Below are 13,035 nucleotides of genomic sequence, written 5' to 3'. Positions count from 1 at the left end.
ATGAAAGTTACTAACATTAAACGAACCATAGAGGGGCCGATGACTTTTGTTATTGGCAAAGAGGATCTGCGGATTGATGAACTCGAAAAACTTTTAGCTACTCAGAATGTAAAGTATGAGTTAGCTCCAGAAGCTGTTGCTCGCATTGAGAAGTGTCGTAATTATCTCGATGAAAAAGTGGAACGTACAGACCATCCACTATATGGTATTACTACTGGTTTTGGCTCCCTTTGTAATATAAGTATTTCTATGGAGGATCTAACGACTCTTCAGGAGAACTTAGTTAAGAGCCATGCTTGTAGCTATGGAGAGCTTGTCCCAGAGCCAGTTGTTAAGCTGATGTTGATCCTTAAGGCACATGCTCTATCCTTAGGACATAGCGGGGTACAGGTTTGTACCGTTGAGCGTATTGTAGATATGCTCAATAATGACATTCTTCCAGTCGTTTTTGATAAGGGTTCCCTTGGTGCTTCTGGCGACCTTGCTCCATTGGCAAATCTTTTCTTACCACTGATAGGAGAGGGTGAGGTGATTTATCATGGTGAGAGAATGAAGTCATCTGATGCCTACCGTAATGCAGGCCTAGAGACTGTTACGCTTAAGAGCAAAGAAGGACTAGCACTATTGAATGGTACTCAGTTTATGAGTGCTCATGGCGTGTATGCTCTCATTTTAGGACGACGTGCGATGCGTGCTGCTCTGGGTGTAGCAGCCATCTCATTAGAGTCATTTGATGGTCTTTCTGCACCATTCTATCATCGACTTCATGAAGTTCGTCCTCACGAGGGACAGCAGGTAGTCTCTGAAGTGATGCGTGATCTATTGAAGGGTAGCAAACTACAGGAAAAAGAAAAGTCACAGGTACAGGATCCTTATTCATTCCGTTGCATACCTCAAGTTATTGGTGCGAGCTATGATAGCTGGAAGTATGTAAGCTCTGTAGTAGAGCGTGAAATTAACTCTGTTACTGATAATCCAACGATCTTCCCTGAGGAGGATGTTATCGTCAGTGGTGGAAACTTCCACGGGCAGCCTCTAGCACTTGTGTATGACTTCTTAGCTATAGCGATGGCTGAGATTGGGAATATCTCAGAGCGTCGTACAGCACAGCTAATTCTTGGCCTTCATGACCTGCCAGAGTTTTTGGTGGCTCGCCCAGGCTTGAATAGTGGTTTCATGATCCCTCAATATGCTGCAGCTGCTATGGTTAGCCGTAATAAAATGTATTGCTTCTCGGCTGCTAGTGACAGTATAGTGAGCTCTAATGGCCAAGAAGACCATGTGTCAATGGGTGCTAATGCCGCCACTAAGTTATTACCTCTTCTGGATAACTTATTTGCTATTCTTGGTATCGAGTTGATGAATGGTGCTCAAGCATTGGCACTACGTGGAGGTGAAGAATTGACCTCTGCATCATTGCAGAAGTTATATAAGGACTTCCGTACTGTAGTACCAAAGGTTGAGGATGATGTAGTGATGTATACATTGATTGATGCCGCAGCTCAGTTTGTGTACGACTACGATTTTAAGTCATTATGATCGTATATAGATAAAGGTTATTGAGTAGAAATAGGGTCGTGATCCTATTTCTACTCAATCGTTTATATCCTATAGGTAGGTAAAGGAATCTTAAAAGAAGAAATATTTCATCAAATAATTTGTATCTTTGTCTATCAAGTAAGAAAGATTTTTTTATGTAAATCGAGGTTAGGAATTATTATGGAAATTATTAGTATTCAAGGTCGTGAGATTATTGACTCACGAGGAAATCCAACAGTAGAAGTGGATGTAGCACTCGCATGTGGTGCTTTTGGTAGAGCAGCTGTTCCAAGTGGAGCCTCTACAGGTGTAAATGAAGCGCTTGAACTCCGAGATGGAGACAAAGGTCGCTTTGGTGGTAAAGGTGTTCTCAAGGCTGTTGAGAATATCAATACTGTGATTGCTCCGGCTCTTTTAGGCGAGGATGCCAGTAATCAACGTCGTATCGATCAATTAATGCTTGATATGGACGGAACAAAGACTAAGAGCAATTTAGGAGCTAATGCTATGCTTGGGGTCTCATTGGCTGTGGCTAAGGCTGCTGCAGATGCACTTGGGATGCCTCTTTATCGTTATATCGGTGGTACAAATGCACGTGTATTGCCAGTCCCAATGATGAATATCATCAACGGTGGCTCTCACTCTGATGCACCTATTGCATTCCAAGAGTTTATGGTTCGTCCTATTGGAGCTAAGAATATACGCCAAGCTATTCAGATGGGGGCTGAGATTTTCCACGAACTTAAGAGTGTACTACATGATAGGAACTTAACAACAGCCGTTGGTGACGAAGGTGGTTTTGCTCCTTCTTTAGATGGTACAGAAGATGCTCTTAATTGTATCTTAGAGGCTATTAAGCGTGCTGGATACAAAGCAGGAGAGCAAGTTACTATCGCTCTAGACTGTGCAGCAAGTGAGTTCTATTCTGATGGTACATATGATTATACTAAGTTTGAGGGAGAGACTGGTGCTAAGCGTAATCGTGAAGAGCAAGTCGCTTACCTAACAGAGTTGATCAATAAGTTCCCTATTGATTCTATTGAGGATGGAATGTCTGAGGACGATTGGGACGGTTGGAGAATGCTTACTGAAGCTATTGGTGATAAGTGCCAATTAGTAGGTGATGACCTATTCGTTACTAATGTAGAGTTCTTGAGAAAAGGTATTGTACAGAAGAGTGCCAATTCTATCTTGATTAAAGTCAATCAGATCGGTACACTTACTGAAACTCTAGATGCTATTGAGATGGCTCAGCGTCATGGATTCACTACTATCACTAGCCACCGTTCAGGTGAGACAGAGGATACCACTATTGCTGATATTGCTGTGGCTACCAATTCAGGTCAGATCAAGACTGGATCTATGAGCCGTTCAGATCGTATGGCTAAGTACAATCAATTGATTCGTATTGAAGAGGAGCTTGGTGACATCGCATGCTATGGATATGAGAAGTTAATCTAAGTTTAGACTTAGATATGAAAATAGAGGGCTTACCGTTATCGGTAAGCCCTCTATTTTTTTTGATCTGTTATAAATCTAATCTATAGATTATAGAGATGTTAGTTCTTCCAACTTGCTCTTGACATCGTTAACGTCGTGAGTACGTACTAGGATCTCACCTTCTGGAGAGAATAGGATGAAAGTAGGAACACCAGCTACGCCATAAACAGTAGCACCAGTGCTTTCTGTATCGATGATGTTTGCCCATGTGATACCGTGCTCTTCCACTGCCTTAGTGTAGTCTGCTACCTTATCCCATGTTGCGATACTTACAGTTACTAGACCCTTAGAAGAGAAGTTCTTATCAAGTTCTTTAAGAGTAGGCATTGAAGCCTTGCAAGGACCACACCAAGAAGCAAAGAAGTCTACAAGAAGGTACTTACCCTCTTCACGGAAGCTACTTAGAGCTACTGTTTCACCCTCACCATTTACCATGTCAAAGTCAACGAATGATGCACCGACTTTTGTCTTTTCAGCTGAGATAGCCTTTTCGTATTGCTCTTTGATAGGAGCATTATTTTTGATAAGGTCACCTGCTGATTCATAAGCTGCCATCATCTCAGCATTAGATTCGAATTGGATTTGACGGAAAGCTTGTAGCCCCACGAAGTTGTCCTTGTTTTCTTCGAAATAACGCTTTGCAATTTCGTTAGCCTTAGTTACATATTCGTTTTGGATAGCTTCAATTTCAGCAATCTTCTCATTTTCAAGTTCTGGGTTTTCCTTGATTTCAGAAACGACATTTTGGTAACGATTGTAGATAGGGTCTAATGATTCCTTTAGCTCATCTTGCATCGCAACCACCTTACCGTAAAGGCTATTCTCTGGTGAGCTAACGCATTTTAGAGTAGGAGTAGCACCCTCTTCTTCTGTTACCATGTCAAACTTAAACTCACCATTTTCCTTAACGAAAGTGATAGGTTGTCCGCCAATGGTCATTGTATATGCCTTGTCAAGGGCTACCTCGTCAGTGTAACTAACAGTTCCGTTAGTAATCATCACAGAGTCCACTACCTCTCTTGCATCGTCGTAGATGTAAGCATATTGACCCTCTAACTCAGCAGGAAGGTTTGTTGCTGTTAATTTAAATTCTTCTTTACTTCCCTTACATCCTGCCAATGCTATGGCTAAGATGGAAGCAAATAATACAATTTTCTTCATAATGTTCTTTTTCTTTATTCTTATTGATAAATAGTTCGCTTGTCGTGTGAGACTTTAAAAAATGCTCAAACACTTTTAAATCACAACAAAGTTATATAAATAAATGGAATAATCACGAAAAATATACTGAAAATCATTACATTCGCAATGTAATAAATGAATTAGTATGGGAACAAGAGCTTTTAGGAAGTTAAAAAATACAGATGATCCAGTAAAACTTTTCGAAGAACTATTAAATTGCAAGCACGGTCTAGACCAAGTAGAACTAGGTCGCCTGAAGCAAATTCTTACTAATAGTTCAGTGCTTTATTGTGACAGCCACGGAATGAATTATGCTGTACGTTCACTTCTTACGGCGATTGCCGTCTGTGATGAGGTCGGATTGTCTGGCTCTAGTGTTAGTGCTGTGTTGGTTCTGTATCCAGTCCAAGAGGGTGACTACTCCATTGACGAGGTGTCAAGGGAGTTTGGCGAAGATACGGCTAGGTTGGTCGGATTGTTATTGAAGGTTTCGGAGCTGTATGATAAGAACTTAGTTGTCAATAGCGATAATTTCAGTCCCTTCTTATTAAGCTTTGCTGAAGATGTTCGTGTTATCCTGATCCTTATTGCTCAGAGGCTTACCCAACTACGTTTGGCAGGCACGTTTTTAACAGAGGATGAGCAGTTTAAGCTTTCTGCTGAGGCTTCCTTTCTCTATGGTCCCCTTGCTCATCGTCTTGGGTTATACAATATCATGAGCGAGATGGATGACTTGGCTCTAAAGTACACGGACAGAGAGACCTTTAATTACATAAAAAATAAACTAAGTGAGACAAAAGTAAAAAGAGATGCTTATATTGCTAAGTTTATAGAACCCATCAAGAAGCAGTTAGAAGAGGTTGGCCTAACCTTTGAGATAAAGGGTCGGACCAAGTCTATTTCATCTATTCGTAATAAGCTCAAGAAACAAAATATAGAGTTTGAGGCGATCTATGACCTCTTTGCTATCCGTATTGTGATAGATGCACCAGCAGAGGAAGAGAGGAGTCAGTGCTGGCGTGCCTATTCAGTTATTACCGATATGTATCAGCCTAATCCTAAACGTCTAAAAGATTGGATCTCAGTTCCTAAGAGCAATGGATATGAGAGCTTGCACATTACAGTTATGGGGCCTGATAATAGGTGGGTGGAAGTCCAGATCAGGACCCAAAGAATGGATGAAATAGCGGAAAGAGGATTGGCCGCTCACTGGAAATATAAGGGGGTCAAAAGTGAAGCTGCTCTGGATGACTTCATGACGAGTGTTCGGACAGCTTTAGAGCAACATCACGATCAGAAAGAAGATGTCATAAAGGACTTCAAACTTAATCTTTACGATGAAGAGATTTACGTCTTTACTCCCAAGGGGGATTTGATCAAGTTACCCAAGGGAGCGTCTGTTCTAGATTTTGCATTCGCTATCCATAGCAAAGTAGGAGCCAAGACGGTATCCGCTATTGTGGATGGTAAAAATGTCTCCATTCGCCACATATTGCAGAATGGAGATACTGTCACTGTGAATACTTCAAACAGTCAATCCCCAAAGCGTGATTGGCTTAAATTTGTCGTCACTAGTAAAGCGAGGGCTAAGATTAAGCAGGATTTAAGAGCAGAGTCAGATAGGGTTGTAGAGCTTGCGAAAGAAGAGCTCCAACGCCGACTACGTAATCGAAAGTTGGAGTTGGATGATGCCCTATTGACAAAGCTATATAAGAAAAGAGGATATAAGGCGGCGACCTCTTTCTACGAAGCGATAGGGAATGAAAAGATAGATCTAAATGCTTTCCTAGATGAATATAAGCAAGAGCTTGACCAAAAGGATTCAGAGTGCATGGTCAAGCATAGTGCTGAAAGTTTTGTCACAACTACCGAGCATCAGGAGTTAGCCCAAGAGGAGGATGTCCTTATCATCGATGAGAAGATGACAGGTATCGATTTTCAGAGGGCAAAGTGTTGTAATCCAATTTATGGAGATAAGGTTTTTGCTTTTGCCTCTCAAAATGGATTGAAGTTGCATCGGATGGATTGTCCAAATGCTCCAGATCTCTTTATGCGTTTCGGATATAGGGTATTAAAGGCAGAATGGAAAGGGAGTGATGAATCAGGTCATGAGATCACTATTAAAGCCATTGGGAATGACGATCTTTCTGTGGTTCAGCAGATCATCAGACATATTAAGGACGAAAAGGGGTTGGCCCTTAGAAGCTATAATATAGAGTCTCATGATGGTTTATTCCAAGGTTACTTCTACCTGAATATTCGTGATGCTAAGGGGCTTAATAAGCTTCTAAATACCATGAGGGGGATAAAGGGAGTAAAGTCTATTAATCGACTTTGATCCACTGAGAGAGACGATTGGTTACGTGTGGTCTGTGTGTGCTTTAGCCAGTGCATTGGCTGGAAACAGGGTATGGCTAAGATAGTTGTACTCCTGAAGAAAGAGCGGACTAAAGTATCCCATTTTGGAGAGTTCATCTATTTCAAATGGAGTGTAGAAGCGTCCTCTAATAGTTAGCTTAATGGCACCACTTTTGGGGCGTATGTTGATGACATATAGATGCACTTCTCTACTTCCATGTTCGTCCTCTAGTTTGTATTTCAAAAGGTACCTTGGAGGTATCTTGCTTTTTAGCTGGCTGTTCTTTATAGCTCTTGATAGTGCTTGGTCTGATGTTTCACCTGGGTGGATGCATGAGGTTAATGGTTGGTCGTTTTTTTTGCAACAGTTACACTCTGCGTCAGCATCGATTTGATCCCTATCCATAAAGCATCCAGTATAGGGCTGTGTCGTTAGCCAGATTTGGTCATCTTTTACGATGGCCATACGTACTAGAGCACTATTTTCAGGGCATGAAAAATGCTGTATTCTACCTTGACTCTTGCGTATATACCAAGTTGAAATCCCCCCTATGATAATGATTAGCCCGATAGGAACCCAAGCGTTAGTTAAATCATCATGCTGATATCCAAATAACCCCATTAGTATATATGATAGTAGATACAAGAGGGAGGTGTGCATGGAGAGTGCTGATGAGACAGCGATGGGCATATACTGAGGAATTCCCATTTGGCTGAGGTATAAATTCAAGCCCCAACGCCATCCTGATGAAAGAAAAATAGCTGTTAGTGTCCATATCGTATGATACTCCGGTATCATTACATAGCTAAGGAGTGTGCTCCCAAGTAATATCAGATTGACTGCGTATGACCGAACTCTCCAAAGGTTGTTCCCCTGATGTATGTAGGTGATGAAAAGGATTATCGCAATAGCATATAGCCCAATTGCAATGAATAACGATGGTTGGATGATTGATAGAGCTAACGGGAGCGTAAACATCAACCATAACAATAGGGGACTAGGTAATTTTATTTCTTTTTCATCTTTCATAATTGTTAAACAAGTTATTTATACAATTGGTTTAGATTCTTCTTCTCTTTAGACTCTATGTAATGGACATCTCATTCCATTACTCAGCGTCATCTATTTTTCTGGTGCCTCTTTTTAGTATGTTTATCCGCAAATAATATCAATTTTTAGTGTTTTTATTTGGTGGAGTCAAAAACTATAAATACATTTGCGGTGTGTTAGTTGAGTAGTACACAATAATAGTAGATGTTTTATAATATATAAAGGAGGATTTATGATTGATGCAAAGCATGTGAGTTATAGTTACTCATGGAGGAAAGATTTATTTACTGATCTTACTTTTCAAGTAGGTGTTGGGCGAATAACAGGCTTATTAGGTCTGAACGGCGAGGGGAAGACAACGCTCCTAAAGCTTCTTGCAGGGCAGCTGCTGTACAAAAGGGGGCAAATAGAGGTGCTTGGAGATGACCCTAAGAGGAGAAAGGTGAGCTTTCTGAGCTCAGTTTTTTATCTACCAGAGGTGATAAGGTTACCAAAGAGGGTATCGGTTAGGACATTTTACGACACGATGAAGGTTTTCTACCCTACGTTTTCTCAAGAGATAGCAGATGAGGCCTTACGTGAATTTGAGATTGACTATGGTATGCCGATGAGTACTGGATCACAGGGGCAGCAGAAAAAGATGATGTTGGCTTTTGCTCTTGCATTACGAGTGCCAGTTCTGTTACTTGATGAGCCAACCAACGGGTTGGATATTCCTGCAAAAAGCGTTTTTAGAAAGTTGATTGCTAAGCACATCACAGAGGAACAGACGGTCATTATCAGTACTCACCAAGTGCGTGATTTGGAGCAGATTATCGACTATGTAATGGTGCTTCAGGATAATCAAATCTTATTGAATGAGAGCTTGGGAGATCTTACAGATCGGTTTGTGATACGTTCCCTCGGTGAGGGCGGTATGCCGCTATATGAGGAGGCTTCGCCAAGTGGTAGAATAGGGCTATTTGCAAGAAATGAAGGAGATGACTACAACTTCTCTACTGAGATTTTCTTCAATGGATTACTGAAAAATCAAGAGGCAGTACTTCGCACCCTTAAAAGTGTAGAAGCTAGGACTACAATATGATGTTGAAAAGTATGAGAAGTATTAATCGATTTTCATTTTCACGGTCGTTACGATTGGTGGGTATGGACCTTCGTATGAGTTATCAGAAATTACTGATATTTTCAGGAGCCCTTTTTGCCGTAATGGTCGTTTTTCCGATGATAACGGGATATTCAAAAATTAATTATGAACTTAGAGAAGATGCTGGTAGTATTTTCATACCAATATTCTTAGGAGTGATGGTGGCGTATCTCTTTTATTTTCACTACATGATGAACAAAAGGATTCGCGAGTCTGATACGATAGCATATTCATCAATACCGAGTTCTACAGAGGAGCGCTTTCTTTCTATTCTGATATTGGGTGGCATCTACTTCTTCTTGGCTTGGGTTGTAGCTCAGATCTCTATGTCTAGTCTCATACTGATCAACCCTACTAATATATCTGCCAAGACTTCGTTTCTGGTAAAAGAAGATTTTATTAGTGTCGTTGGTGGGACAGCTTTTTATAGCCCTAAGGTATTTTTTATAGCAATATCTCATTTGCCATTGTTGGTCTTGTTCTTAATTTATATTTTGTACTTTGCTATCTCTCAGAAGTCGTTATGGGGATGGAGTTCAACCACATGGTGGGAAAAGATTGTCGTCATTGGTCTAGTGGTATTTGTTTCTTTTACCTTAACGCGTGAATCACAGGACTTAAAACCTGTATATGAGGTGGTGTACTGGGTGATTGCTGTAGCTTTGTTTGTCGCTAGTTACTTTAGACTTAAATTTATAGAGCAGCTATGAAGCCATCACTTATTAGTCTAACGCCTAATGGTATTATCTGTAACAATATATGTCCTGGGCGTCCGTTCGTTGCTATCCTTGCTTTGGATCAGCCTATGGCTCAACTAGATATTAAGCTCTAGTTGTAACTTATTTAGAAATGAACATATTATGAATAGTATAAATTATTTTTCTTTCCGACGTCTGTTTCAGTTGGTTGGAATGGAATTAAAGATCAGATATAAGTCAATACTTCTCTTTTCTGGGATAATACTTGGACTCTTCCTCGGTTTTTCACTCTTGGATGGTTATGTTAATCGCGAGTATCAGTCGGGAGATTATGTGATGATGTTTGACATGATCTTCACCCTAGTCATGCTTTCCTTTGTGTTTTATTTTGCCCATACGATGAATAGGCGGATTAGGAGTTCAGATACTCTCGCCTATAGTGCGATCCCAGCTTCTGTAGAGGAGAAGTTTATCTCAATCATATCTTTGGGAATCATTCACTTTCTCTTAGCATGGTGTGTAGCACAACTTGCTATGTGGGGATTGATTATGATAAACCCTACGGTAAAGGTGGCACTAGAAAGCCAGATCATTGAAGGTGCTCAGATTGTTGATTTCCATAAGAATGGATTGTTCTTTTACTATGATCCAATCATTTTTCTAAAGATTATTAATCAAGGGCTCATTTGGCTTATCTTGACGGCAATGCTGTATGGTATAGTTTGCAGTAAGGCCGCGTTTGGCTTTAGCGCTACTTCGTGGATAGACAAATTGATTATCCTATCTGCATATATATTTGCAGTTGCTCCTATTCATTTATGGGGGACAAACTATATGGTGCTAAAGTATTATCCAATTTTTTCATGGGTGATGTCAATAGGATTATTGATAGCAAGTTACTTAAGACTTCGTAAGATAGAGCAGTTATGATAAAAGACCAATCAATATTTATTCAGATTGCAGAGACGATTAAGGATCGTATCCTTTCAGGTGACTATGTCGCGGATGGGCGGATACCTTCTGTAAGAGATATCGCTGTGGAAATGGAAGTCAATCCGAATACAGTGATGAAGGCTTTTGATGTGCTTCAGCGTGGTGACTTAATATATAATAAGAGAGGGATGGGGTATTTCGTAGCTCCGGATGCATTCACTACGATTAAGAAGGCTCGGAAAAAGAGGCTGATGGATGAGGTACTCCCGACGATCTTAGATGAGATGGAGCTAATTGGCGTTAGTCTAGATGAGTTGGTGGCTGCGTTTGAAGAACGTAAAGCAAAAAGATAATGAGAGAGTCGGCTGCTGAACCATACTCTAATGTAAGTTCTAGTCTAAAATGTGAGTTTCAGCTTGCCGTCATCTCATGATCATGTGAATGGGGCTTTATACAATAGATAAAAGGTCCTTGTGATATAATTACTTTTTATACATTTATAGTTTCTTTTTGAGAGGTGGGTAGAGATCTTGTGCCTTCATGGTAGCTGATCTCTACCCTTTTTTTGCTGCATAAGTTGACTTAGTAGCAGTCGTTATTCGAATCCTTTATTTACTTCACTATTTGTTCTTCTTACTGATATATCGGTTGATTAATGGTTGGAGGCTTGAAATATTTCTAGGATCGTAGGCTATATTGTATTCTTTTTTTTGAGTGGGTAGGAGAAGGCAACTATGATGATTAGACCCCCTATTAGGCGTATTCAAAGACATTATATATGTCCCATGATTTTTCTCTATAGGAACGATATTTTCTTTCTATAGGAAGAATAATTGTTTCCTATAGGAAGAATTTCCTTCAGATGTTTGGATTTCTATGTAGGGATTGATACAAAAAACTTCACTCTTTGAGTGCGAGGATTGGGCAGATCCTAACATTTTTAAAATGAGGTGATTATCAGTATCATAAAGAGTAGGGACCATTTCTTTATAGCTGTGAAAATTTATTGGCGAAGAAAAAATCATTTTTTTTCTTGAAAATATTTGGCAGAATAAAATTTTGTTGTTACCTTTGCATCACGTTTGAAGGTAAGTGATTTCAAATCAAAAAGTATCGGGGTGTAGCGTAGTCCGGTTAGCGCACCTGGTTTGGGACCAGGGGGTCGTGAGTTCGAATCCCACCACCCCGACTTGATAGAGAGCTGAGTAGTTTTAATGACTATTCAGCTTTTTATTTTATATGAAATGATTATCTTTGCCGAAATAAATCAGCCAGCACCTATTTTGGAAGCATAAATCAATCACCTTTGCTATCCATATAGGAGTGTTGCTGATAAAATGGCTTTATAGGGGCTCTATTTTGTGTGAGCTCTATTGATAGTCAAATAAGTATTAATGATCGTGTGCTTGTCTAACCACGTAAAAAACAAGAATAATGAAACAAAAAGTATCTGTGCCCTTCATGATTTTGGGCATAATCTTTGTGGTCTGTCTGATCACAGCCAATCTTCTTGAGACTAAGCTTATTAAGTTGGGTCCTATTGATGTCACAGCTGGCTTGCTCGTGTTTCCAATCTCTTATATCATCAATGACTGTATTGCTGAGGTGTGGGGATTTAAGAAAACGCGCTTGGTTATTTGGTGTGGCTTTGCGATGAATTTCTTTGTTGTCCTCATGGGGTTCATCGCGGTTCAGATCCCAGCTGCTAGCTTTTGGGATGGAGCGGAGCATTTTAATTTTGTTTTTAATTTTGCCCCGCGTATCACTCTTGCTAGCCTTCTCGCTTTTCTAGCTGGCTCATTTCTTAATGCTTATGTTATGAGTAAGATGAAGTTGATGCATGGTGAGAAGCACTTTTCACTTCGTGCAATTCTCTCCACAATTGTTGGGGAGAGTGCTGATTCGTTGGTCTTCTTTCCCATCGCCTTTTGGGGGATTATTAGTAATGCAGAGTTATTAAAGCTTATGCTGGTGCAGGTGTGCTTGAAGACCGTGTATGAGATTATCATCCTTCCGGTGACTAAAAGACTGGTGAAAAGGCTTAAATCTATAGAGGGGAGTACTTATGATGAGAATATTTCGTATGATTTTTGGAACGTTACAGATATTGAATAAATGAGCAAAATTAAAAATCCTGAAGAGACCCTTACCTTACTAGGGGGAGCAACTAATTACCCAACGACTTATGCTCCAGAAGTATTGGAATCCTTTGATAATACTCATCCAGATAGAGATTACTGGGTGACATTTAATTGTCCTGAGTTTACCAGTCTCTGTCCTATCACTCATCAGCCAGACTTTGCTGAGATTGTCATCTCTTATATTCCCGATGTGAAGATGGTTGAGAGTAAGAGTCTCAAACTGTATCTATTCAGTTTTAGAAATCATGGGGCTTTTCATGAAAACTGTACTAATGTCATTCTTGATGATCTCGTGAAGCTGATGAATCCGAGATATATCGAAGTGACTGGACTCTTTACGGCTAGGGGTGGTATCTCTATTCATCCCTATGTCAATTGGGGGCAGCCGGGTACCAGGTATGAGGACCTGGCGTTGCAAAGGTTATCAGCGTATAAGTCTAGATAAAATAGAAATAGGGCTAAACTGAATTTCAGTTTAGCCCTATTTCT

The 13,035-nt window shown here is 40.2% G+C and carries 12 protein-coding genes and 1 tRNA gene; 11 read left to right on the top strand and 2 right to left on the bottom strand.

Annotation, left to right across the window (positions count from 1 at the left end; translation table 11 throughout):
* Positions 1–1,539 carry a histidine ammonia-lyase gene (gene hutH, locus QYZ87_08295; protein MDN4754520.1) on the top strand — a complete coding sequence of 513 codons (1,539 nt, stop codon included), beginning with the start codon at positions 1–3 and terminating at the stop codon, positions 1,537–1,539.
* 180 nt (positions 1,540–1,719) lie between these two features.
* Positions 1,720–3,000 (top strand): phosphopyruvate hydratase, encoded by a 1,281-nt coding sequence (eno, locus tag QYZ87_08290; GenBank protein MDN4754519.1) that lies wholly within the window; start codon positions 1,720–1,722, stop codon positions 2,998–3,000.
* A gap of 87 nt (positions 3,001–3,087) precedes the next feature.
* On the opposite strand, the gene QYZ87_08285 is transcribed toward eno, so the two are convergent.
* On the bottom strand, positions 3,088–4,200 hold the full coding sequence (locus tag QYZ87_08285; protein MDN4754518.1) for a TlpA disulfide reductase family protein: 1,113 nt from the start codon (positions 4,198–4,200) through the stop codon (positions 3,088–3,090).
* Positions 4,201–4,366: 166 nt separating this feature from the next.
* Between QYZ87_08285 and QYZ87_08280 the strand changes: the two genes are divergently transcribed.
* Positions 4,367–6,559, top strand: coding sequence for a TGS domain-containing protein (locus QYZ87_08280; protein ID MDN4754517.1), 2,193 nt, complete (start codon positions 4,367–4,369; stop codon positions 6,557–6,559).
* A gap of 21 nt (positions 6,560–6,580) precedes the next feature.
* Here QYZ87_08280 and QYZ87_08275 read toward each other — a convergent pair whose 3' ends face one another.
* Complete coding sequence (locus QYZ87_08275; GenBank protein ID MDN4754516.1) at positions 6,581–7,609, bottom strand: hypothetical protein; 1,029 nt, start codon at positions 7,607–7,609, stop codon at positions 6,581–6,583.
* 253 nt (positions 7,610–7,862) lie between these two features.
* Between QYZ87_08275 and QYZ87_08270 the strand changes: the two genes are divergently transcribed.
* The 8 genes from QYZ87_08270 to queF all read left to right on the top strand — a co-directional run bounded on the left by QYZ87_08270 (position 7,863) and on the right by queF (position 12,991).
* Positions 7,863–8,714 (top strand): ABC transporter ATP-binding protein, encoded by an 852-nt coding sequence (locus QYZ87_08270; GenBank protein ID MDN4754515.1) that lies wholly within the window; start codon positions 7,863–7,865, stop codon positions 8,712–8,714.
* 11 nt (positions 8,715–8,725) lie between these two features.
* Positions 8,726–9,484 carry a hypothetical protein gene (locus QYZ87_08265; protein MDN4754514.1) on the top strand — a complete coding sequence of 253 codons (759 nt, stop codon included), beginning with the start codon at positions 8,726–8,728 and terminating at the stop codon, positions 9,482–9,484.
* Positions 9,481–9,606: a hypothetical protein gene (locus QYZ87_08260; GenBank protein ID MDN4754513.1), complete on the top strand. Its 126-nt coding sequence runs from the start codon at positions 9,481–9,483 to the stop codon at positions 9,604–9,606. The genes QYZ87_08265 and QYZ87_08260 overlap by 4 nt, the downstream gene beginning before the upstream one ends.
* A 28-nt stretch (positions 9,607–9,634) precedes the next feature.
* On the top strand, positions 9,635–10,402 hold the full coding sequence (locus QYZ87_08255) for a hypothetical protein (protein MDN4754512.1): 768 nt from the start codon (positions 9,635–9,637) through the stop codon (positions 10,400–10,402).
* On the top strand, positions 10,399–10,758 hold the full coding sequence (locus tag QYZ87_08250; protein ID MDN4754511.1) for a GntR family transcriptional regulator: 360 nt from the start codon (positions 10,399–10,401) through the stop codon (positions 10,756–10,758). Before QYZ87_08255 ends, QYZ87_08250 begins: the two co-directional genes overlap by 4 nt.
* Positions 10,759–11,519: 761 nt before the next feature.
* Positions 11,520–11,594, top strand: a tRNA-Pro gene (locus tag QYZ87_08245).
* A 245-nt stretch (positions 11,595–11,839) separates the two neighbouring features.
* A complete protein-coding gene (locus tag QYZ87_08240) occupies positions 11,840–12,520 on the top strand; it encodes a queuosine precursor transporter (GenBank protein MDN4754510.1) in 681 nt (226 codons plus the stop codon).
* Positions 12,521–12,991: a preQ(1) synthase gene (gene queF, locus QYZ87_08235; GenBank protein MDN4754509.1), complete on the top strand. Its 471-nt coding sequence runs from the start codon at positions 12,521–12,523 to the stop codon at positions 12,989–12,991. It abuts the gene before it with no gap.
* The last annotated feature ends 44 nt before the right edge of the window (positions 12,992–13,035 follow it).

The organism is Porphyromonadaceae bacterium W3.11 (assembly GCA_030434245.1).
GTDB lineage: Bacteria > Bacteroidota > Bacteroidia > Bacteroidales > Porphyromonadaceae > Porphyromonas_A.
The sequence above is the reverse complement of the archived record's forward strand: the minus strand, read 5'-3'. Positions and strand labels throughout refer to the sequence as shown.